Origin of the sequence: Nocardia mexicana NBRC 108244 (assembly GCF_001613165.1) — a bacterium.
GTDB classification, from domain to species: Bacteria; Actinomycetota; Actinomycetes; order Mycobacteriales; family Mycobacteriaceae; genus Nocardia; species Nocardia mexicana.
Genome location: NZ_BDBV01000032.1, coordinates 79,268 through 101,180 on the forward strand (window position 1 = coordinate 79,268; position 21,913 = coordinate 101,180).

Annotated in this window: 19 protein-coding genes; 10 read left to right on the forward strand and 9 right to left on the reverse strand. The window is 68.8% G+C overall.

Annotation, left to right across the window (positions count from 1 at the left end):
* Positions 1 to 28: 28 nt before the first annotated feature.
* Positions 29 to 1,357 (reverse strand): bifunctional o-acetylhomoserine/o-acetylserine sulfhydrylase, encoded by a 1,329-nt coding sequence (locus tag NM1_RS13330; RefSeq protein WP_068019033.1) that lies wholly within the window; start codon positions 1,355 to 1,357, stop codon positions 29 to 31.
* 180 nt (positions 1,358 to 1,537) lie between these two features.
* Here NM1_RS13330 and NM1_RS13335 point away from each other — a divergent pair, with 180 nt between their 5' ends.
* The 3 genes from NM1_RS13335 to NM1_RS13345 all read left to right on the forward strand — a co-directional run bounded on the left by NM1_RS13335 (position 1,538) and on the right by NM1_RS13345 (position 4,819).
* A complete protein-coding gene (locus NM1_RS13335; RefSeq protein WP_068019037.1) occupies positions 1,538 to 2,365 on the forward strand; it encodes an SAM-dependent methyltransferase in 828 nt (275 codons plus the stop codon).
* 66 nt (positions 2,366 to 2,431) lie between these two features.
* Complete coding sequence (locus tag NM1_RS13340) at positions 2,432 to 3,421, forward strand: MASE1 domain-containing protein (protein WP_084519548.1); 990 nt, start codon at positions 2,432 to 2,434, stop codon at positions 3,419 to 3,421.
* A 51-nt stretch (positions 3,422 to 3,472) separates the two neighbouring features.
* Positions 3,473 to 4,819, forward strand: coding sequence for a family 1 glycosylhydrolase (locus tag NM1_RS13345; RefSeq protein WP_068019043.1), 1,347 nt, complete (start codon positions 3,473 to 3,475; stop codon positions 4,817 to 4,819).
* Between the two features lie 79 nt (positions 4,820 to 4,898).
* Here the strand turns inward: NM1_RS13345 and NM1_RS42215 are convergent, their stop codons facing one another.
* On the reverse strand, positions 4,899 to 5,267 hold the full coding sequence (locus tag NM1_RS42215; protein WP_157123902.1) for a hypothetical protein: 369 nt from the start codon (positions 5,265 to 5,267) through the stop codon (positions 4,899 to 4,901).
* 469 nt (positions 5,268 to 5,736) lie between these two features.
* Here NM1_RS42215 and NM1_RS13350 point away from each other — a divergent pair, with 469 nt between their 5' ends.
* The 6 genes from NM1_RS13350 to NM1_RS13375 all read left to right on the forward strand — a co-directional run bounded on the left by NM1_RS13350 (position 5,737) and on the right by NM1_RS13375 (position 14,071).
* Entirely contained in the window at positions 5,737 to 6,090 is a 354-nt protein-coding gene (locus NM1_RS13350; RefSeq protein WP_147289105.1) for a hypothetical protein, read from the forward strand.
* 197 nt (positions 6,091 to 6,287) lie between these two features.
* Positions 6,288 to 9,293, forward strand: a complete 3,006-nt coding sequence (locus tag NM1_RS13355) for an AfsR/SARP family transcriptional regulator (RefSeq protein ID WP_147289106.1) — start codon at positions 6,288 to 6,290, stop codon at positions 9,291 to 9,293.
* 234 nt (positions 9,294 to 9,527) lie between these two features.
* Entirely contained in the window at positions 9,528 to 10,022 is a 495-nt protein-coding gene (locus tag NM1_RS13360; protein WP_068019051.1) for a YbaB/EbfC family nucleoid-associated protein, read from the forward strand.
* Between the two features lie 33 nt (positions 10,023 to 10,055).
* Positions 10,056 to 12,629 (forward strand): hypothetical protein, encoded by a 2,574-nt coding sequence (locus tag NM1_RS13365; RefSeq protein WP_068019054.1) that lies wholly within the window; start codon positions 10,056 to 10,058, stop codon positions 12,627 to 12,629.
* Positions 12,626 to 13,435 (forward strand): ESX secretion-associated protein EspG, encoded by an 810-nt coding sequence (locus tag NM1_RS13370; protein ID WP_068019057.1) that lies wholly within the window; start codon positions 12,626 to 12,628, stop codon positions 13,433 to 13,435. Before NM1_RS13365 ends, NM1_RS13370 begins: the two co-directional genes overlap by 4 nt.
* Positions 13,436 to 13,627: 192 nt before the next feature.
* The gene (locus NM1_RS13375; protein WP_084519556.1) at positions 13,628 to 14,071 is read left to right on the forward strand and encodes an NUDIX hydrolase; all 444 of its coding nucleotides are present in this window, start codon (positions 13,628 to 13,630) and stop codon (positions 14,069 to 14,071) included.
* On the opposite strand, the gene NM1_RS13380 is transcribed toward NM1_RS13375, so the two are convergent.
* The 7 genes from NM1_RS13380 to NM1_RS13410 form a co-directional block, all read right to left on the reverse strand.
* Entirely contained in the window at positions 14,016 to 14,702 is a 687-nt protein-coding gene (locus NM1_RS13380) for an alpha/beta fold hydrolase (RefSeq protein ID WP_068019060.1), read from the reverse strand. The two genes, NM1_RS13375 and NM1_RS13380, sit on opposite strands and share 56 nt — an antisense overlap.
* Positions 14,699 to 15,403: a biuret amidohydrolase gene (gene biuH, locus NM1_RS13385; protein WP_068019062.1), complete on the reverse strand. Its 705-nt coding sequence runs from the start codon at positions 15,401 to 15,403 to the stop codon at positions 14,699 to 14,701. Before biuH ends, NM1_RS13380 begins: the two co-directional genes overlap by 4 nt.
* Positions 15,400 to 16,710: a cytosine permease gene (locus NM1_RS13390; protein WP_084519558.1), complete on the reverse strand. Its 1,311-nt coding sequence runs from the start codon at positions 16,708 to 16,710 to the stop codon at positions 15,400 to 15,402. Before NM1_RS13390 ends, biuH begins: the two co-directional genes overlap by 4 nt.
* Positions 16,707 to 17,765: a cyanuric acid amidohydrolase gene (gene atzD / locus NM1_RS13395; protein WP_068019064.1), complete on the reverse strand. Its 1,059-nt coding sequence runs from the start codon at positions 17,763 to 17,765 to the stop codon at positions 16,707 to 16,709. Before atzD ends, NM1_RS13390 begins: the two co-directional genes overlap by 4 nt.
* Positions 17,762 to 19,069, reverse strand: a complete 1,308-nt coding sequence (locus tag NM1_RS13400) for a nucleobase:cation symporter-2 family protein (RefSeq protein ID WP_068019067.1) — start codon at positions 19,067 to 19,069, stop codon at positions 17,762 to 17,764. The genes atzD and NM1_RS13400 overlap by 4 nt, the downstream gene beginning before the upstream one ends.
* 229 nt (positions 19,070 to 19,298) lie before the next feature.
* On the reverse strand, positions 19,299 to 19,952 hold the full coding sequence (locus tag NM1_RS13405; RefSeq protein WP_068019070.1) for a GntR family transcriptional regulator: 654 nt from the start codon (positions 19,950 to 19,952) through the stop codon (positions 19,299 to 19,301).
* A 35-nt stretch (positions 19,953 to 19,987) separates the two neighbouring features.
* Positions 19,988 to 20,998, reverse strand: a complete 1,011-nt coding sequence (locus NM1_RS13410) for an asparagine synthase-related protein (protein WP_169814255.1) — start codon at positions 20,996 to 20,998, stop codon at positions 19,988 to 19,990.
* Positions 20,999 to 21,164: 166 nt separating this feature from the next.
* Here NM1_RS13410 and NM1_RS13415 point away from each other — a divergent pair.
* On the forward strand, positions 21,165 to 21,913 hold a 749-nt coding region (locus tag NM1_RS13415; protein WP_157123904.1), incomplete at its 3' end, for a class I adenylate-forming enzyme family protein.

The following is a 21,913-nucleotide window of genomic DNA, read 5'->3' on the forward strand; positions in this document are numbered from 1 at the left end:
TGGCACAAACCGTATTCGCCGTACCCGGTCAGCTCGCGGCGGCCGCGAATCCGGTGCGCAGGTCGGCGAGGATATCCTCGATGCCTTCGATGCCGACGGCGAGCCGGACCAGGCCGGGCGTGACCCCGGCGGCGAGTTGCTCCTCGGGGGTGAGCTGGGAGTGCGTGGTGGAGGCGGGGTGGATGACCAGCGAGCGGACATCGCCGATATTGGCGACGTGGCTGTGCAGGGTGAGCGCCTCCACGAATCGTTTTCCCGCGTCCACGCCGTCGGCGAGTTCGAAGCCGATGATGGCTCCGGTTCCCTTGGGCGCCAGCTGCTGCCCGCGTTCGTACCACGGCGAGGACGGCAGTCCCGCGTAGGACACCGAGGTGACTTCGGGCCGCTCCGTGAGGAATTCGGCCACCGCCTGCGCGTTCCGCACGTGCCGCTCGACCCGCAGGCTCAAGGTCTCCAGCCCCTGACTGATCAGGAAGGCGTTGAACGGGGAGATCGCCGAGCCGAGGTCGCGCAGCAGCTGCACCCGCGCCTTGAGCGCGTAGGCCGGGGCGCCGAGATCGGCGAAGACCACGCCGTGATAGCTGGGGTCGGGCGTGGTGAAGCCTGGGAAGCGGGGGTTGCCGTCGGCGTCGGCGCCGGTCCAGTCGAAGGTGCCGCCGTCGACGATCACGCCCGCGATGGCGGCGCCGTGCCCGCCGAGATATTTCGTCGCCGAGTGCACCACGATGTCGGCGCCGTGACGCAGCGGCTGGATCAGGTACGGCGTGGGCACGGTGTTGTCGACGATCAGCGGCACCCCGGCGGCGTGCGCGACCTCGGCGACCCCGGGGATGTCGAGGATGTGGTTCTGCGGGTTGGAGACCGTCTCGCCGTACAGCGCCTTGGTATTCGGCCGGATCGCCGCGCGCCACTGTTCGAGGTCGTCGGGATCGTCGACGAAGCCGACCTCGATCCCGAGCTTGGGCAGCGTGTAGTGGAAGAGGTTGTAGGTGCCGCCGTAGAGCCGCGGGCTGGACACGATGTGGTCGCCGGCCTGGGCGAGGTTGAGGATCGCGAACGTCTCCGCGGCCTGCCCCGACGCCAGCAGCAGCGCCGCCACACCGCCCTCGAGCGCCGCGATGCGCTGCTCGACGGCGTCCTGGGTGGGGTTGACGATGCGGGTGTAGATGAAGCCCGGCTCCGCCAGGCCGAACAGGGCGGCCGCGTGCTCGGTGTCGCGGAAGGTGTAGGAGGTGGTCTGGTAGATCGGCAGGGCGCGCGCGTTGGTGGTGTCGTCGGGCACCTGACCCACGTGGACCTGCTTGGTCTCGAAGGTCCAGTCCCGGGTGGGGTCCGCCGGTGCGGTGGAATCGGTCATACGCCGGAACGGAACTACATTTCGCCTGGCCGGGACATTGTTTTAATCGGCAGGATTCCATCGTCGGGGCCGGGCGCGCGTGCCGTGATACGCTCGGCGTGATAATCACAGTAGGAAATACGCTGGGGCGGAACGGGTTCGGCGTCGCGCTGCCGAAATGCTCCGGGCGGGACGGGGGAGATGGTGAGTACCGATGAGTTCCGATCACGGGAGATCGACGCGACCCGGCCCTCGGGTGCCCGGATGTACCACTACTACCTGTCCGGCGAGGCGGTCTTCGCGGTCGACAAGGTCTTCGGGGAGCGCATCTTCGAGGTGTTCCCGTATGCCGACACCTGGGCGCACCACAATCGGGACTTCCTGCAGCGCGCCGTGAAATTCATGGTGCGGCAGGGGATTCGGCAGTTTCTCGATATCGGGTCGGGCTTGCCCACGGTGGGCAATACACACGAGGTCGCGCGCGCGGTCGCGCCCGAGTCGCGAATCGTCTACGTGGACAACGACCTGGAGGCGGTCAACCGCGCGCACGAACTGCTGCAGCGGCAGGATGCGCTGGACCACACCGCCGTCATCGAGGCGGACCTGCGATTCCCCGACCTCATCCTGGACCACCCCGACACCCGGCGGTTGATCGACTTCGACCGGCCGCTCGGCCTCATGATCGTCAGTGTCTGGCCGTTCGTCCCCGACGGCGACGGTCCGTACGAGTTGATGGCGCGGCTGCGGGACCGGCTGCCGAGCGGCAGCTACGTGGCGATGAGCCACGGATCGCTCGAGGACGCGGGCGCCGAGGTGCGGGAGCGCATCGTCGCGCTGACCGACCTGTACCGGGAGACCTCCGATCCGGCCGTGACGCGCAGCCGCGCCGAATTCACCGCCTTCTACGAGGGTTTCGAACTCGTCGACCCCGGCATCGTCTACGCCCCCGACTGGCGCCCGGACGAACCGGTCGACCTCGCGGACCCCGCCCGGCCGTGCAATTTCGCCGCGGTCGGCTACAAACCCTGAGCGCGCGGTTCCCGACACCCCGGCACGTTGTTGTCAGGCGGTCGGGAGCCGAATTATGCTCGCGCAGTGGAACGTTTCCGCGGTCACCTCGTCGTGGTGCTGTGGATCGTCGCCATCGCCGTCGCCTACTTCGTCTCCGCCCAGATCGGCCTGCGGTCGGCACTGGTCGTGGCGCAGGTGACTCCGCTGTGGCCGCCGACGGGGATCGGGGTGGCCTGCCTGCTCCTGCTGGGCCCGCGGGTATGGCCGGGCATCGCGCTCGGCGCCTTCGCGACCAATATCGTTATCGGGCCGACGCTTCCGGCCGTATTCGCGATCACGGTCGGCAATACGCTGGCGCCGCTGCTCGCGTACCTGCTGCTCGAGCGGGTGGGATTCCGCCGCGGATTCGATCGGCTCGCCGATGCGCTCGCCCTGGTCTTCCTCGGCGCCCTGGCGGGCATGCTGGTCAGCGCCACGATCGGCAGCGTCACCCTCGTACTCACCGATACCATTGCGGTACAGGAGTTCTGGGCATCCTGGTCGGTATGGTGGACCGGCGATGCGATGGGCGTGCTGACCATCACGCCGCTGATACTGCTCGCGACCACGGCACGAAAACCCGCGACCTGGCGCCCGCTGCGGATCGCCGAGGCGGTGGTACTGGTCACGGGCACGTTCCTGGTGGCCGTCGCCGCCACGCTCGTCCTGCCGAATCTGCTGTTCCTCGTCTTCCCGCTGCTGATCTGGGCCGCGCTGCGATTCCACCTGGCGGGCGCCATGCCCTGTGCGCTGATCGCCTCGGTGGTCGTGATCGGCGCTGCCGCACAGGAGTTTCCGGCGTTCGACGGACTCGAACTCACCACCAGGATGATCGTGGTGCAGGCATTCAACGGGTCGGTCGTGCTGACCGCCCTGCTGCTCGCGACGATCACGGCACAGCGCGACCGCGCCCGGCGCACGGTCGACGAGGCGTGCGCCCAGCTCACCCAGGCGGTGACCATCCTCGCCTCCGCTCACCCGCTGGCGGGGATGACCGAGGTGCTGCGGCGGACCGGGTCGGTGGATTCGGGATGAGATGATCTCGAACGCCAGCGTCGATCCGGGGTCGGCCGTTACCCTGAGTCGATGCGATCCCGGTTCCGGCGGTGCGTGGTAGCTGTGCTCGCTGCTGCTGCGTCGACCCTGCTGATCTGCACACACGCCGCGGCTACCCCGCCGATGCGGTCGGCCGCCCTACCCGCGCTGGGTTCGGATTTCCTCTGGGGCGTGGCGAGCTCCGGATTCCAGTCCGAAGGCCATGCGCCCGACAGCAATTGGACGCGCTACATCGCCGGAAACCCCTCCTACGATCGGTTGCAGGATTCGGTCGACTTCACCGATCGCTACGAGTCGGACATCGACCTGGCGGCGGCGCTGGGCGTGCGGGTGTTCCGGGTCGGTATCGAATGGGCCCGGCTGTCGCCCGCGGCGGGAACGTGGGACGACAACGCCTTCCGCTTCTACGATTCGGTCGTCGACAAGATCGTGCAGGCGGGCATGCGGCCGATGATCACGCTGGATCACTGGGTGTACCCGGGCTGGGCGGTCGATCAGGGTGGCTGGCGCAATCCGGGCATGGTCGGCGATTGGCTCGGGGTCATGCGCGTGGTGGTCGACCACTATGCCTCCCGAAACCCCCTGTGGGTCACCGTGAACGAGCCCGCCGCCTACATCCAGCACGAGATGCGCCGCGGAGCCGCCGACTGGGGCGAGATGCAGGACAAGATCGTGCAGGCGCACAGCGGGATCTACGACTACATCCACCAGAAGCAGCCCGGCGCCGAGGTCACCGCGAACGTCGGATACGTGGCCGGTTCCGAACACCAGGTCAACGGCGCGTTCATCGATCGCGTCGCCGACCGTCTCGACTATGTCGGTGTCGACTACTACTTCGGCTACGACCCGGTGCAGTCGATGCTCGGGACCATCGTGCGCAGCAGTGGATCGGCGATGCCGGACCTCCCGGGGCCGCGCATCTGGGAGATGCCGCTGCGCACGGAGGGCATCTACTATGCGCTGCAGCACTATTCGCGCCGCCTGCCGGGCAAGCCGCTCTACATCGTCGAGAACGGCATGCCCACCGAGAACGGCGCGCCCCGCGGCGACGGCTACACCCGCACCGATCATCTGCGCGACACCGTCTACTGGATCCAGCGCGCCCGCGCCGACGGCATGAACGTCATGGGCTACAACTACTGGAGCCTCACCGACAACTACGAATGGGGCAGCTACACACCGCGATTCGGCCTCTACACCGTGGACGTGCGCACCGACCCGACCCTCACCCGCCGCCCCACCGACGGCGTCGGCACCTACACGCAGATCGTCGCCGCGGGCGGCGTTCCCGACGGCTACCGGCCCACCCGCGCGCCGTCTCTCTGCGTATTCGTCGACCCACCGGACAGTTGCGCGTCCCCGGTCGGCGCACCGTAGTTTGTGGTTCCCGCGCGGCGGCCGACTCGCCGGCCGCCGACCTCCGATCCGGACGGCCGAGGAAGTCCGTGGCACGGAGCTAGGAGCCGGTATGCCCGGTGTCGGGGCCGTCGCCCTTGCCGCTGAACGGAGGTGCGGGTGCGACCGGTGGTCCCGGTGGCGTCGGGACCGGGGCGGGCGCGGGAGTAGTCACTCCCGGATACATACCGCCGGGGCCGAGTTCGGTTCCGGCGGGCGGCGGGGGCGGATACGCGGGTGCGGGCGCAGGCGCGGGCGGCGGCGGGGGAGCAGGCGCGGGCGCGGGAGCGGGTCCCTCCGACCCGCTCGACTGCCGCCACCGACCCAGCTGTTCGGCGCCCGGGCCCTCCGATGATTCGGATTCCACGCTGTGACCTGCGGCCGGGACGGCCGTCGACAGTCCGGAGGCCGCGGCGCCGATGGCCAGCATCGTGGAAACAATTCGAACAATTCGTTTACTTCCCATGGCTGTGGCCCTTTCAAGAAGTGAAACAAGGCTATTGAAATCAACCGGCCCGATATGGTTCGATGCGATTCGATTAAGCGAACCGTAGCGGCCTTTCAATTCATTCGCAAAACGACATGCGAGGGTGCGGAATTGAACGGATTGAAATCCGTTCCAAGCGAATATAGTCGCCTGACCGGGTGCTTGCGTCGCACCTACCTATTCGGACGACTGATTAATTGCCGCGAGAATCCTGAATAGCCTTCTGTATGCGGCGCATCGATGGTTGGCGCGATAACCGTTGTCGCCAGGGTGTCCGACATCACCGCCCAGTTATTTGCTGATAGGTAACTGACGTGGTGAACTGCTCGGTGATCGGACGGCACACCAGCGCGGTGGAGGTAACCGTCGATGGTCGGCGAGCCGGAGGTGGAACGGGATGAGAGGTGGCGACGTGGCCAGGACGGATGCGGTCGCGCTGACCTACTTCGTGGGAATCTCGGCGCCGGGCAACTTTCGCCGGCCGTGGTGGTGCCTGGCCGATATCGGGACTCCGGCGGCGGTGGCCCGCGAACTGAACAGGCTGGCGAGGCAGCTCGACGGTGTGCCCGCGGAGCCGCTGTGGTCGCCCGGATTGTGTTGGTGCCATTGGGATGTCCGGTCGGCCGAGGGCCGGATCGCCGAGTACTTCGTGGGGCCCGTGGCGCCGGACCGCCTGCCCGGCGAGATGCGTGCGATGGCCGACCGAATCGTCCGCGAACCGGCTCAGGAGGCCGAGCGGGCGTACTCGGCGGGCGTCAGGCCGTAGGCCTTCTCGAAGGCCCGGATGAAGTGGCCGCCGGTCGACGGTCAGCCCGTTCCCGACGGAACCCGTAGTGTCGGCGGCGGTTCGTCACGCATATGTTCAGCTCGGGTGACGCTGTGATTCACGCGCGGGTCGCGCCGGGCTTCCTATGCTTCGACGTAAGGCGATGGCGGACTTCGTACGACGGGTGAGGATCTGTTTTGGCAGCGCGACAGGGTTCGAGCAGCGACGAGGTGCGGCCCGAGGTACTTCGATTGAGCCTGTTGGGGCCGGTCGAGGTGCGGTTGGGTGAGCATCGCCTGGAGATCGCGGCGCCGCAGATGATGGCGGTGCTGGTCATCCTGGCGGCGGAGCCCGGGCGCACGCTGTCGACGGTGCAGCTGGCCGCGCGTCTGTGGGGTGATCGACCGCCGTCCTCGGCGATCAGTGGCCTGCGCAATCACGTGAGCGCCCTGCGGCGCCAGTTCGATATCCACGGCCACGCCGGCGCGGGGGCGGAGTGGCTCGCCTCGACCCGCGGTGGCTACCGGCTCGGCCTGCCGGTGGAGTCCGACGCCGGTCTGGCCGAGGGCCTGATCGCGGCCGCCGAATCCGATCGCAACTCCGGTGCGGCCGACGCGGCGAACGAGAAACTGGCTGCGGCGCAGCAACTGTGGCGCGGCGACCCGCTGGTCGGGCTGCCCGGACCGTGGGCGGAAACCGAACGAGCCCGGCTGCGCAGGCTGCATTCGGTCCTGGACGAGGCCGCGATCGTCGTCGCGCTGGATCGCGGCCGATACGCGGCCGCCGTGTCGGAGCTGGAGGCGCGCGTCGCCTCCGACCCGCACGGCGAGCGGTGGCACGAGATGCTGATGATCGCGCTCTATCGCAGCGGGCGGCGGGCCGAAGCGCTCGAGGTATACCGGAATGCGCGCCGGTTGCTGGCCGACGAGCTCGGCCTGGAGCCGGGCCCGCGGCTGGTCCGATTGCATCAGGAGTTCCTGTCGTCCGCGCCGCCGGTCCCGGAGAGCACAGGCGAGCAGCCGGAGGAATTGCCGTCCGGCGAACAGGATTTCGATCCCCCGGGCACCGCCCCCGCGCAGCTGCCCCTCGATATCGCCGATTTCGTCGGGCGCGCGGAGCTGGTCCGGGAATTGACCGAGCTGCTGGGCGCGGACTGCGGCAATCGTCCGGTGGTCGCGATCACCGGGATGGGGGGAATCGGAAAGACCACGCTCGCAGTGCATCTCGCACATCGCGTGCGAGAGAACTACCCGGACGGGGCCCTGTACCTCGACCTCGGCGGGATGGACGAGCATCCGCGCTCGACGGATATGCTGCTCGCGGTCGCCTTTCGCTCGATAGGCGTGCACGCCGGTGAGCTACCGCGGGATCCCGCGGAGCGAACGGACCTGTGGCGCAACACCATAGCGGGCAAGCGCATCCTCCTCGTGCTGGACAATGCGCGCGATGTGGACCACGTCACCCCGCTGCTGCCGGGCCCGGGCTCGGCGGCCGTGCTGGTGACCAGTCGTTCGAGTCTGGCGGAACTGTTCGGTGCGCGGCTGCTCCCGCTGGATGTGTTCACCGACGATGAGGCGTGGACGCTGCTGGAGCGCATGGTGTCGGCGCCGCGGCTGTCCCGGGAACCGGATGCGGCGCAGGAGATTCTGCGTGCCTGCGGCCACCTGCCGCTCTCGCTGCGCATCACCGGGGCGCGGCTCGCGACCCGGCCGGCCTGGCAGCTGGCCGCGGTCGCCGAGCGCCTCGCGGACGAGCGCGGGCGGCTGGCCGAACTCGCGGTCGGCAATACCAGTGTGGAGCTGGTGTTCCTGGCCAGTTACCGCCGACTCGACTCCGAGCTGTCGCGGGCGTTCGTCCTCGTGGCGTTCTCCGACGCGCCCCACCTGTCGGTCGACGCCATCTCCGCCCTGCTCGACCGGGATCGGCCCGAGGCCGAGCGGCTCTGCGAAACCCTGGTGGACCTGGGCATGCTGCAGTCGCCGGACTTCGGTCGCTACCGATATCACGATCTGGTGCGGCTGTTCGCCCGCGGCGTCGCGGATCCGGCGCAGCAGGCGGAGTGGCCGGCAGCATTGCACAGGCTGGTCGATTTCTATCTGGCCAGCGCGAAAAACATTGTGGAACTGCGCGATCCGGGCATGGGCGCCGACTTCTACGCCGCCACCGCCGCGGCCGGGCAGCGGTTCGGCGACGAACGCCGGTGCACCGCTTGGGCGATGGCCGAACGGTTCGGGCTGGTGGCGCTGTACCGGCAGGTCGCCGATCGCCCCGACGCCCGGACCCGAACGCTCGCAGTCGATCTCGCGCTGTCGCTCGCGGTGGGCGGGGATGCGGGCGAACATCTGTCCCGGGTGGCGCCGGCACTCGAGGTGCTGGCCCGGGCGGCCGAAGCCGACGGAGATCGGCGGACGATGGGCCGGGCGCAGCTGGCCGCCGCCATGGCCCGGCTGGTCGGCACGGGGGATCTGGGCGCCGCGCGCACACTCCGCGACGCCGGCGCGGTCCTGGAGGAGGCGGGGGATCGGTCCAGCGCCATCCTCGCGGAGCAGATGCTCGGCACGGTCATGGACTACCGGGGCAAGGTGGACGCGGCGGTGGAGCACTACCGGCGTGCGGTCGAATTGGGCAGGCAGGCCGGGATTCGGTTCGGCGAGGGGATGAGCTGGGCGACGATCGCCCGGGTCTGCTGCGACGCCGGGCGCTGGCCCGAGGCCGCTGAGGCCGCCGAACAGGCGCTGGTCATCGCGCGACAGGTCGGCAGCCTGCGGGTCGAATCGATGGCGTTGCACGAGTTGGGATTCGCGACGCTGCAGCGCGGTGATCCGGTCACCGCCCGCGAGCTGTGCGAGGAGGCGCTCGAGGTCGCCCGCCGGGACGGCCGCCGCCATCAGGAGGGGTGGGCCCTGGCCCGGCTGGCCGAGGTCGCGCTCTGCAGCGACGACGCCGAGGCGGCCGTGCCGTTCGCCGAGGAGGCCGTGCGTGCGCTCACCGAGGTCTCGGCGGCGGTGCGGCGCCTGCGGGCGATGCAGGTGTACGGATGCGCGCTGACCGCCGTGGGCTGTGCCGACGAGGCCGAGCCGATCCTGGACAAGGTGGCGCAGGCGAGCCGGCGTCTCGGCCTCCCCGTTCCCGACGTGTCGTGGCGGGGGCATCCGCTCGTCGACTCGGTACCGGCGGGAGTAACTGCGCGCCAAGGGAACTGATGCGCAGGTGAACTCCGCCTCGGCGCGGTCACCTGTGGTGCGGTTGTTGTTCACATCGAATTCGCCTACTGTCCGAAGAGATTTCGGAATCCCCCGGGTGCCCGTCGGGAATTATGCCCTTCTTATGTCCGCCTTATTTCGAGGTTATCCGCGTCGTGTTCGAATCTGTTCGGCGGCAACAGCACTCGGCGCAATGCCGCGTAACGGCCGGACCTACGATGCGGAGGGCCTCCGATGGCGAACGAACGGCTGCGAGCCGACGCCGCGATGATGATGGAAGCATTGTCGGAACAGATGCTGGGCATCGCGAAAATTCAACGGGACCGCTCCCGGCTCACCGCCTCCGCCACCGCGTGCGAGAAACGAATCACGGTGACCGTCAACGCCGATGGCATTCTCGTCGACACCCGGTTCGACGACGATATCGGCGAATTGACCTATGAGGAGATCGCGGCCGCGATGACCGAGGCCGTGCAGGCGGCCGCACAGAAGGCGAACGAAGAGTGCCGCCGGCTCATGGAACCGTTGCGGGAGCGCAAGTCTCGGCTGCCTCGCCTGTCCGATCTCATCGAGGATGCGCCGGACCTCGGGTCCGTCGTGCCGGTCGCGCCGCCCGCCTCGGTGGCCCCGCCGAACTCACGGGAGCGGTGGGACGACGAGGACACGGGCTTCGGCGATGCGGTGCGATACGAGGGACGCCGGTCGATGGTCAGCGACCACGACGACTGAGATCTACCACGAAGACCGCGAGGAGTGCCGGCGATGGCTGACGGAAAAGACGACAAACCGAAGATCGACGATACGACCAAGAGTCAGGTCGACGACTGGTCCGGACTGCGCGGGAAGGCGGACCGGCACGAGCTGAAGGTCGACCTGCTGAAGGCCGATACGAAGGCCTTCGCCGCGGCGGCCCAGGCATGCCACGACATGATCGGAAAACTGGAGTGGTACCAGGATTTCATCAAGGGTCAGGGCATGACGACCATGCGCCGATTCTCCGACGAGTACGGCGGCGAGGAGCTGACGCGACGCTTCAACGACAAGGGTGTCCACGTCATCGAGGCGATGGATACCCTGAAGAAGATCATGGAGGATATGGGTGACACCTTCATCAGCGCGTGTAAGCAGTATCTGAAAACCGACGATAAGTCGGCGGAAGACTTCAAGAAGATCGGCGACCTGGCCAAGGTCGATTCCATTCCGCCGAAGGGGCCCCGGCCGAACGATTTCACCCCCTCTCATACCGGAGACCATCCGACTGCGCCGAAGCCGCCGCCGAGTGCGGACAGTGGCATCGGTATCCAGGTCACCGACGCCAGCGGTTGGTCTTTCAAACGATTCCACGAATTCCGGAAGGCGCTGGAAGGGAGCGATTGGACGGCGAATGGCGCCGGTGTTCAATACGTCTGGGTGGCCGAGAAGATCAAGGCAGATCTCACCGACCTGAACACCGCGCTCCAGAAGGTCACCAAGGAAATGTGGACCGGTAACGGTGCGGACCAAGCCACGAACGCGATCAAGCGTTTCACCGAAGGTTCATTGACTTTCGCCACCAGCCTCGACAATTTGGGTGCCGATCTGAAGTACTGCGCAAAATGGATTTATGCGATGTACAACGATACGCCCGGACAAGAATATGCCGAGCCCTCCTGCAAGGAGGATGACTATCTGGCAGGTTATCGCGCAACGTACAAGGCCGTCTACGAGCCGGGTATCGCCGGTGCCGTTGCCGCGATGCCCGCGATCACCGTGACCGGTACCGTCACTCAACCGGCACCGCCCCCGCCGCCGCCGGGTGACAAGGGGAACGGCAATGGCAACAACAACGGCAACGGCAACAATAACAACGACAAGAACAACAACAATGGCAACGGGAACAACAACGGCAATATCGACAAGAACAGCCCCGATTACAAGTCGGGCTATCAGGACGGCTACAACCAAGGCCTGAAGGACGCCGGTGGCAAGAACGGCGGCCAGGGCAACGGTCCGGGTGGTGGTCAGGGCAATGGCCCGGGGGACGGCACCGGTCAGGGGAACGGTCCGGGTGATGGTTCCGGGAAGGGGAGTGGTCCGGGTGGCGGCTCCGGCCAGGGGAACGGTCCAGGGGACGGCTCCGGCCAGGGGAACGGTCCGGGCGACGGCTCCGGGAAGGGGAACGGTTCGGGTGATGGATCCGGTCGGGGGAACGGTCCGGGTGATGGTTCCGGGAAGGGGAACGGTCCGGGAGGCGGCTCCGGCCAGGGGAACGGCAGCGGTCTCGACAAGAACAGCCCCGAATACAAGGGCGGCTACGAGGACGGCTACAAGAAGGGCCTCGGAGACGGCAAGGGCGGCGACGGGAACACCGAGGGCGCGAATCCCTACGGCGGTGGCACCAACGGGAACAACGGCAACCAAGGCGACGGGAACGCCCACAAATCACCACAGCCGAACCACAATGTTCCCAAGAGCCCCCCGCCCCCGGGCTCGTCGAAGTCACCGAAATCGCCCCAGGACCTGCTCAACGATTTCCTCCAGGGCAAGAATCCGCTGAAGGACCTGAACCCGGAGACATTGCAGAAGATCGGTTCGGATCTGCTCGGCGGCCTGAACCCGGAACTGCTGAAGCAGATGACCCCGGAGGCATTGCAGAAGCTGGGCTCCGATCTGCTGCAGAGCATGGACCCGCAGGAGCTGCAGAAGTTCGGCAACGACATGCTCGGCGGACTCGGGCCCGACGCGCTGAAGGACCTGAACCCGGAGGCGCTGCGCAATCTGAGCCCGGAAACGCTGCAGAACCTGGGGCAGACCCTGGGCGGCGGGGGCCAGGGCGGCGCGGACTTGCTGAAGACATTGACCGACGGGATCAAGGGCGTCGTCGAAACCGTCACCAAGGCGGGCACGGAAGCGATTGCCGGGCTGGCGAACTTCGGCATGGTCGGTATTCCGGGCATCGCGGATCCGCAGGATCTCGGCAGCTCGGCCGGTGCGCTCCCCAATGATCTGGTGTCCGCTCTCGGCGGCGGTGGCGCCGGACTCCCCGGGGGCGGCGGCGACGGCGGAGGCGGCGGCGTGCACTCGCAGATCACCGCCTCCACTCCGGCCGACTCGTCGAAGTTGTTCCCGCGGGCGGCGATTCAGACCGGGAACGAGGTGACACCGGCGACGCCCGCCGGGCCGCCCGGAAACAGTCCGGCAGGTGGTATGCCACCCGCGGGCGGCATGGGCGGTGGCATGGGCGGGCAGCACGGCGGCCAGGGCCACAAGCGCGGCAAGTTCCTCGACACCGCAAGCAATTTCGACGAGATCGTCGGGCCGGATGTGGATCGGGTGCGGCCGGTGATCGAGCCGTGACTCAGCAGTGGGAGTTCTCCTCGCTCGCGTTTCTCGTGTTGTGCGACCGCTACCGCAGTGGTTCGGTGCCGCGTCCGCTGCTGTTCGAGACCGACGAGGACGTCACGGTCGACGAGATGGACCGTCGCAGGCGGGACATGTGGGAGAGCTTGCAGGACCGGCTGGACGGCTCGTTCGACGGCGTGATCGAGGTGATGCGCGCGCCGGAAGTGTACGTGCAGGTGCGTAGCTGGGACGAGCACGACAGGAGCAACAAGGACAAGCAGCTCCGTGTGCACATCGCGCGATCGGGTGCGCTGGGATACGTCTTCGAGCAGGCGCCGGGGAAGCTGACCTGGGATTCGCCGATGGTGACGGTCACCGAGTGCGATCCGAGCGACCTGGGCTCCAAGGTGGTCGCGTCGCTGCCATCGGTGGCAGCCGGGCGGCTGCCGGACATTCCGGTCGTGACCGATCCGGCCGAGCACATCACCCCGGCCTGGCGGGACAGCCTCATCTGGGACGATGTCGACGAGCGGCCGGTTGCTCAGACGCAACGGTTCTTCCAGCAGCCTGCCGACCTCACCGGGGCGATCGCCGTGGTTCAGGGGCGATCGAAGTACGGCCCGCGCGGGATTCTCGAGACGAACCTGATGTGGCGGGACATACCCGGCGACGGGCGGTACGTGATGTCGCTGGACGAATCTCCGGTCGCCGTCGCCACCGGGCCCCGGGAGCTGGCGGTCCGGATCCAGCGCGATATCGACCAGCTGCTGGAGCGTCTCGAAACCCATTGGGAGTCAGGGCGACCAGAGGACCGGTACTGAACTTCATCCGGTCCTTCGAGAAGGTCTACGGCCGCCCGCCCGCCGAGTACACTCGCGCGCTGTGAAACCGCGTGCCCCAGTGGGTGTTTGATGGGCATTGTTATGTGGCGGTCACCGCACGGTAAAATTGGGGTGAGCGCCGCATGCCAGGGGCGGTGCATAGGCTCGATCGAAGGTCGGTGAGGGTTTCCGGTGTCGGTATCGATGTTCGACGAGGCGTTGCCACGCGGTGAATACGACGGTGTCGGCCTGCGGGTCGGCGCGATCGTCGATCGCGGCGGGGAGATATTGCTGTTGGAGCCCGACAGCACCGGGCCGATTCGCCCCACCCGGAAGCTCCCGGGTGCCACGGTGGAGCCGGGCGAATCCGTCACGGAGGCGGTGATCCGCGGGGTCGGCCACGAGACGGGATTGCTCGTCACCGGCATCCGCCATCACGTCGGCGACTTCGACTACCTGTCCCCGGCGGGAAAGCCGGTGCGGCGTCTGCACTTCGCCGTGGAGGTGGCGGCCACGGGGCCGATCGTGCTGGCCGAGCATGCCGGGTACGTGTGGGCGCCGCTGGACGGCGACCTGTCCGTCACCCCCTCGATCCGCAAGATCCTCGATACCTACCAGGCCCTCGTGTACGGCTGACCGGAGTCTTCAGCGATGTGGCGGTCGATTCGATGAGAGCGGCCAGGTCCACGGGACATTCGAGGTGGGCGGCGTGTCCGGCCTCCGACAGCGTGCGCATGCGCACGCCGAGGTGAGCAGCCAGCGTACGCACCGAATCATGTCGTGGCGGAGGAGAATTCGATCCGACCGTCAGGGTGACTCGCCCGGGGGCGGCTGGTAGCGCCGGTTCGAATCCACGGAACATCGCGAACTCCGCGCGGATCGTGTCGAGGGAGGCGTGCGTGTGGTCCGATACCCAGTGCGGACCGTAGAGCGCCCGGCCGAATCCCTCCACCCCGCCCGTGGCCAGCGCGGCGGTAACATGGTCGAGCAGCCCGGGAGCCAGCGAACCGGCCGCGGGCTCGTGCAGGAGGGCCCCGGCCAGGGGAACGCCGCGGGCGGCGAGCACGAGCCCGAGCGTCGCGCCGCCGCTCACCCCGGCGACGAACGCGTCGGCGCACAGCGGTGCCAGATAGGCGATCTCGGTGTCCATGTCACCGGATTGCGGCCGGTCGGGGCACAGCACCTCGGCCGACCCGCGCAGCGCGGCCGCGGTGGCGGCCCACACCCGCGAGTCGGTCGCGGCGCCGTGGATCAGCACGATCCTCATACGGCGGCGGGCGTCGCGCCGAACGCGGCGAGCACGTCCGCCGAGGCGGCGACGGCGCCGAAGATGCCGCCCTGCATGCTGATCATGCTGAGCGCCGCCTCGTGATGCCGCCGCTCGGTGGCGCCGGTGCAGTCCGACAGCACCAGGCATTCGTAGCCACGGTCGTTGGCCTCGCGCATGGTGGTGTGCACGCACACATCGGTGGTGATGCCGGTGATGATCAGGTGCGTGACACCGTTCGTGCGGAGCAGCAGATCGAGGTCGGTCGCGTAGAACGCGCCCTTGCCGGGCTTGTCGACCACGGGTTCGCCCGGCAGCGGCGCGACCTCGGGCACGATCTCCCAGCCCGGTTCGCCGCGGACCAGGATCCGGCCGCACGGCCCGGTGCTGCCGATCTCCGCGCCCGCCCGCGCCGAACGCCAGCGCTTGTTCGCGGGGAGGTCGCTGAGGTCCGGGCGATGGCCCTCGCGGGTGTGGACGACGGTCATCCCGGCATCCCGCGCCGCGGCGAGCACCCGGGCGGTGGGTTCGAGCCCGGCGCGGGTGAGCGACAGGTCGTAACCCATCTGGTCGACGTAGCCGCCGGGCCCGCAGAAATCGACCTGCCAGTCGATGAGCAGCAGCGCGGTGCAGGCGGGATCGATGCCGCCGTCGTAGGGCCAGGCGTACGGGGTGGCCGCGGTGAGGGGCGGAAATGTCATGCGGGGCAATCCTTCTGGTCTCGTGCGGTCAGGGCGGAGGCGGCGGTGAAGAGCAGCGCCGCGGTGACGAAGCCGACCACGGCGTCCGACAGCCACGGCGCGAGGCGATGGGCGAGCAGTGCGACGGCGGCGCCGCCCGCCCATCCGGCGAACGGCTGCCAGCGGACGGCGCGGCCCGGCGCGGGCGAACCCAGCCTGGTGCGCGGCAGGACGAGCTGGTCGAGGATCACGACCGCGCCGATCGGCGGCACGATCACGCCGAGCAGGTTCAGCCACTGCTCGAAGTAGGTCCAGATTCCGGCCACCGCGAGCAGCACCCCGACGGCGCCGAGGATCAGTGTGAGCGTGCGCATCCGGCCCGCGGTGAGCTGACTCCAGCCGACCGCGCCGTTGTAGAGGCAGTGCGCGCACACCGAGCCGAGGTTGATGAAGACGAAGGCCACGGCCAGCGGCACCAGCACGCCGCCGTGGTCGATCAGCAGCCCGAGGAAGTTGCCGCCGTCGGTGCCGGGATCGGTGGCGCCGCCGAGCGCGACGACCAGTCCGCCGACGAGCAGGGCGATCGAATTGCTCACCGGGAACGCGGAGGCCGCGGCCAGGAATCCCTCGCGCCCGGTGCGGGACCACCGGGTGAAATCCGCTGTCATCGTGCCGGAGTCGATGAAGGACGCGATCACCAGCGTCACCGCGGCCCCGAAACTCAGTGCGGCACTTTCGGCCCCACCGGAGTATCCGAAGGGCGATCCCGAACCGTCCTGCGCGGCAAGGTAGATCGCGACGGCGCCCAGCACGATATACACCGGCGCCGCGATCACGCCGATCACCGACAGCGCCCGGATCCCCAGCAGTGTCAGCGCGATGAAGCCCAGCCCGGCCGCCAGCGTGGTCGGCTGTTCGGGCCACCCGAGGCTGTCGTGCAGGATCGCCCCGGCCATGCCGGTCTGGAACGCGAACCAGCCGATAACGATCGTGGCCAGAAAGGCGGACGGCACCGCCGCGGCCTTGACGCCGAAGGTCCGCGCGGCGGTCAGCGCGAAGTTCTCACCGGTCCGCCCCGCCAGGTAGCTGAGGGATCCGACATACAGCATCAGGCACAGGTTGCCGACCGCGATCGCCAGCAGCCCGCGCCAGAACCCCAGCGAGTAGACGATGAGGCCGCCGAAGATGGCGCAGGTCAGCACCATCGGAAAACCGAACCAGACCGCGGCGACCGACGGGAGGCGGCGGCGATGGTCCCGGGGTACCGGAGTTGTTTCGAATTCCTCTATGTCCCAGGATGTCTCGGCTGTGCTCGCGGTCGTGGTCATGGTCGGTCGCTCCTCACCGGAGTGGGTAGTTCGTAGATCACCGTGATGCTCCCGCCGCCGGACGGGCCCTGGTGTTCGGCGCCGCCCGAGACGTACACGGCGCCATCGCCTTTGAGGGCGGACAGCAGTCCGCCGACGGCGGCCCGGGCATGCCGGGTCGCGTTGACGTCGGAGTCGGTGAGCATCGTGTGCCGCAGGCCGCGCACCGTTCCGGCCGGATCGGCCTCGGCCTTCGCGAAGATCTGCCGGATCGTGCCGCCGTCCGCCCGGACCCGATCCAGCAGCGCGGTGACCGACGCGATGTCGAGTGCGTCGGCCATCTCGCCGTGCAGGGCTCGCAGCGGGTTCGCGGCCGAAGTACTCTCCGCGACAACGAGAATGTGACAGTCGTCGAGTTCGGCGCCCGCGCTGGTGGAGGCGCGGGCCGAGGATACGTGGCTGGCGCCCGACAGTGCGCGCAGTGCCGTGGGCCGATCGCATTCGCCGAGCGCCAGGGCGATCCCGAGGGCGCTCGCCGCGCGCGAATGCGCCATGGATTCGTAGGTGTCGGTGGCGACCGGCACGCCGCCCGCCGCCCGGATCGCGGTGATCTTCTCCGAGGTCAGCAGCGGGCATTTGACGATGACCAGGTGGGTGTCGGCGGGCCCGGCCCCGAGTTCGGCGAGCAGCTTCGCGACCGTCTCGCCGACCGCGTCCACCTGGGCCTCCCGGCCGACCTCCGCGGGCGTGAGCACCCGGGTGCGGCCCGCCGCGGCGACCAGGCCGCGATCGAATCCGGGATGGCGCCGGTCGTCGCGGACGAACAGGTTGACGTGCGGGCTCAACACCCCCTCGGTGCCGCCGGAGAACACCGTGACCGCCGTCGCGAGCAGGCGCGGCTCCCACGCCGCCGCGGCGAGGGTGCGGCTGAAGTCGTTGACGCAACCATTGCCCTCGGTCTTGCCGATGACGGCAACCAAATCCTCGGCGGCGCAACCCGTTCGATCGAGGGCGGCGAGAGCCTCCAGGTCGCCGGGACCGGCGGTCGGGACGGTGAGCAGCGAGATCCCGGTCATGCGGGAACCTCCTCGATCTCCGGTTTCGGTTGTGGTGCGGCGGAACTCGGCGGCGTGCGCCGGAGGGCTCGGGGGACCGTGAGGTGATTGAAGATCAGGTTCAGCACGAACGCGACGAGCACCGTGCTCGTGATCGCCCCGCCGAGAACGATTTTCGCGGCGGACGGCAGCTCGGCATAGATCTGCGGCGCGACGATCGGAATCATCCCGACACCCATCGCGAGGGAGACGATCAGCAGGTTGTCGTTGCGGGCGAGTTCGGCCTGCGCGATGGTGGCGATGCCGACACCGGCCACGGTGGCGAACATGACCAGGCTCACCGCGCCGATCACCGGGCCGGGCAGGCTCGCGACCACCTCGCCCATCTTCGGCACCAGCCCGAGCACCACGAGGAACACACCCGCCACCGCGGTCACCGCGCGGCTGACGACGCCGGTGATCCGCACCAGGCTCACGTTCTGCGCGAAAATGGTGTCCGGGAACGAGGTCAGGAATCCGGCCAGCAGCGCCGAGGCGCCGTCGGCGGCCAGCCCGCGCGCCAGCTGCGCGCGACCGGCCGGTTGCCCGGTGGTCTCGGATATCGACAGCAGATAGGCCGTCGATTCGGCGTAGATCACCAGCATCACCAGGCACATCGACGCGATGCCCGCGATCGGGAACTGGGGCGCGCCGAAGACGAACGGATCGGGCAGGCCCAGCCATCCGGCGGAACCGACACCTCCGAAGTCCGTCATCGACATTCCGGCCGCCGCCAGCGTGCCCAGCACCAGCGCGACCAGGACGGCGGACTGCGCGAGAATGCCCCGGCCGTAACGCATCAGCGCCACGATCACCACGATCACGCCGACCGCGAGACCGAGCCGGGCGCCGTCGGGACTGCGGTCACCGAAGACCATGGTGACGGCGTTGCCGATGAGCGACAGGCCGATCATGGTGATCGCGGCGCCGCGCACGATCGGCGGGAAGAAGCGCAGCAGCCGGGCGAACGGCACAGCGATCAGGAGACCGAAGATCCCGGCCGCGATCATGGCGCCGTACACCGCCGACAGGCCGTACTCCTGGCCGATCAGGATCATCGGGTTGACCGCGGTGAACGAGGCGCCCGCCACCACCGGCATGCGGGCGCCGAGCAGCTTGCCGACCCCGACCGCCTGCACGATCGTGACGACGCCGGCGACCAGCAGGTCGGCATTGACCAGCGTCGCGATCGTGGTCTTGTCGAGGCCCAGCGCGGCGCCGAAGACCAGGGGAACGGCGATGCACCCGGTGTACATCACCAGGACGTGCTGAAGGCCGAAAACCACGGTGCGCCAGGGCGATAGGGGGTTCGGTGGTGCGGCGGGCGGGGATTCGGAAGCGGGGGACTGGGAAGGCAAGGGAGCAACCTCCGGAGAGCGTGAAGCTGGTCCCTAAGTTGTATACAAAACGTGTTGCTGTGACGTTTCCACGGATGTTCTATGCGTAACAAACCGCTAAATCGGCAAAGTTTGTATACGAACTAGCGGAGCCGCTGCCGCCTTCTCGAGCGCGGCACTAGCGCTGGTCGAGTTCGATGAGCAACTGCTCGTCCTTCGCGATGTGCTCGCTCATGAGATACCCGGCCTGGACCGGCGACCCGCTCAGAATGGCCTGTGCGATCGCGGCGTGGTCGCTCCAGGAATCGTGCGTGCGCTCCCGCAGGTGCTGATCGAAGATCCACGACACCCGCTGTAACAGCGGCTCCAGCATCAGCCGCAGCTGATGGTTCCCGGCGGCCTCCACCACCAGGGTGTGGAACCGCAGGACCAGGGGCGGCAGCTCCGCGTGCGCCAGATTCATCGCGGCCGACCGCCCCGACTCCACCACGCGTGCCAGGTCCTCCGCGACCGCGCCGCCCCGCCGCTCCGCCGCCAGCTGCGCGGCCAGCACCTCCAGCCCGCGCCGGATCTGGATCAGTTCCAGCGCCGCGGATCCCGTCGCCGCCGACACCGTGGCGCCGCGGTAGCGCACGAGGGTCACGAACCCTTCACTCTGCAACTGCGACAACGCTTCCCGCACGGGGACGCGGGATACGCCGAACCGGGTCGCCAGGTCGGCCTCGCGCAGCCGGTCTCCCGGCGCGAGGCGCCCCGCGAGGATCTCCTCGCGCAGCGTCTGCGCGATCACCTCCCGTGGCGCGTCCTCGGGCATCTCGCGAGCGATGGTCACCCGGCGAGCTTAACCGGATCGGCTCGTCCGGCCGGTCAGCCGTGCTCGAGGATCGACAGGTACAGGCGCGTGGCCACGGTCTCGGCGTCCTCGGTCCGCGGATCGGTGTATGTGTGTGCCCCGGGCAGGTTCGCCGCGTGCGTCCGGGCGGCGTCGGCCAGCACGCCCATGAGCCCGGACGAGCGCTGGATCGGGGCCTTCGCCGCCCAGGCCAGGTGCTCGATCGGCCGGGGCAGCTGGTCCCGGCAGGCGATGCGCAGGGCGAGCTTGTCCGCGGGACTGCCCTGGTGCTCGCCGAAAAGCGCCGTGGGGGAGAAGCGTTCGGCGAGCTGCCACCACCGGACGGTCTGGAAGACGTGGATCATCCGGTCGGCGTAGTGGTCCAGCAGCGCCGGGTGGAAGTGCGGGACCAGCCGGTCGTACCGGAAATTGGCCGCGGACTCGGTGCGGATGATGCGATCCATCTCGTCGCGTGCCGCGGCCGAAGCCGGTGCGTGGGTGAGCTTCCGGCCTCCGGCGAGGATCGCGTCGGCGCCGGAGCCGCTGAGGATCGCGCCCAGGTCCGGGATCTCGTCGAAGCTGCGCCGCGCGGCGAGCAGCGGGATTCCGGCCGTGACCTCCCACAGCTCGGAGGTGCCGAGACGGTGCACGACATCGCGAGCCAGATCCACCACTTCGTCCGGACGGAGCCGAATGATGTCGTGCCGCAACCCCAGCGCTGCCGCGGCGGCGGCCGCGTTCGCCTCGTCGGACTGTCCCTCGGTCACGATAGTGACGGCGACGGGCCGGGCCCCGAGCGCGACGGCCACCGCGGCGAGGTAGATGGAGTCGACGCCGCCGCTGAGCAGCACCGCCGGGGTGCCGCCGAACTTGTCCAGGACGGCGGCGGTGCGTGATCGCGTCTCCTCGGCGATCACCCGTGCCGCGTGTTCCGGATCGGTCAGGGTGCGCGCACCGGGATTCGGCTGCGCGATATCGCCGAGCAGGTCGGCCACGTGCTGCAGCGGCTCCGAGGTCTGAGGCGCCAGGGCGGTTTCGTCTATCACGGCCGCTCCGGGGTGCCGGAGCGGCTCGGATGTCTGGGGCGCCAGGCCGATTTCGTCTGTCAAGGTCGCTCCGGTGTGCTGCCACGGGGGCTGTCGATCGAGGGTGCGGCCGTTCAGCCTAGCAATGAGATTCACATTCTCCATTTGGGAGAATAAGATAGCCAAGATGACGGTACGGACGGAACCGGTCGTGCTCGCCTTCGAAGAGCGCGAGTACACGCTCGAAGACCTGGAGCAGCTCGCGGCCGGGCTGGCCACCGAACTCGGGAGCGGCGGCGTGCGGGCGGGTGCCCGCGTGGCTCTGATGTCGTCGAACCGCCCGGAGTTCGTCGTTGCCGTGCTGGCGATCTGGAAGCTGGGCGCGGCGGTGACGTTGATCAGCCCGGCCTGGAAGCGGGCCGAGGTCGAGCACGCGCTGCGGATCACCGGCGCCGCACACGGGGTCGGCGACCATCCGGTGCTGGCCGAGCTGGTGCCGATGCGGCAGCTGGACGACCCGATCACGCCGCTGCCGCGGACGTTCCCGCACCCCGATCCCGGGGCGGACGCCGTGCTCGTCTTCAGCTCGGGGACAACGGGTTTCCCCAAGGCAGTCCGGCACACCCACGCATCGCTGGGCGCCGCCATCCGGCAGTGGCGGGAGACGCTGGCCCTGACGTCCTACGACCGGATGCAGATCGCTACGCCGGCGTCGCACATCCTCGGCCTGCTCAATATCGTCACGGTGCTGGATGCGGGCGCGTGGATGCGGCTGCATCGCCGGTTCGATCTCGATCGCATGCTGCGGTGCATCCAGTCCGACCGGATCACCGTCGAGATGGCGGTGGCGCCGATCGCGCTGGCGCTGGCCTCGCATCCGGATATCGAGAGCTACGACCTGTCGTCACTGCGCTACATCATGTGGGGCGCCACCCC

Coding starts and splice junctions, on each gene's coding strand:
- NM1_RS13365 (WP_068019054.1), top strand. CDS start 10,056: ATGGCTGACGGAAAAGACGACAAACCGAAGATCGACGATACGACCAAG.
- NM1_RS13380 (WP_068019060.1), bottom strand. CDS start 14,702: ATGAGGATCGTGCTGATCCACGGCGCCGCGACCGACTCGCGGGTGTGG.
- NM1_RS42215 (WP_157123902.1), bottom strand. CDS start 5,267: ATGCTGGCCATCGGCGCCGCGGCCTCCGGACTGTCGACGGCCGTCCCG.
- biuH (WP_068019062.1), bottom strand. CDS start 15,403: ATGACATTTCCGCCCCTCACCGCGGCCACCCCGTACGCCTGGCCCTAC.
- NM1_RS13360 (WP_068019051.1), top strand. CDS start 9,528: ATGGCGAACGAACGGCTGCGAGCCGACGCCGCGATGATGATGGAAGCA.
- NM1_RS13330 (WP_068019033.1), bottom strand. CDS start 1,357: ATGACCGATTCCACCGCACCGGCGGACCCCACCCGGGACTGGACCTTC.
- NM1_RS13390 (WP_084519558.1), bottom strand. CDS start 16,710: ATGACCACGACCGCGAGCACAGCCGAGACATCCTGGGACATAGAGGAA.
- NM1_RS13335 (WP_068019037.1), top strand. CDS start 1,538: ATGGTGAGTACCGATGAGTTCCGATCACGGGAGATCGACGCGACCCGG.
- atzD (WP_068019064.1), bottom strand. CDS start 17,765: ATGACCGGGATCTCGCTGCTCACCGTCCCGACCGCCGGTCCCGGCGAC.
- NM1_RS13345 (WP_068019043.1), top strand. CDS start 3,473: ATGCGATCCCGGTTCCGGCGGTGCGTGGTAGCTGTGCTCGCTGCTGCT.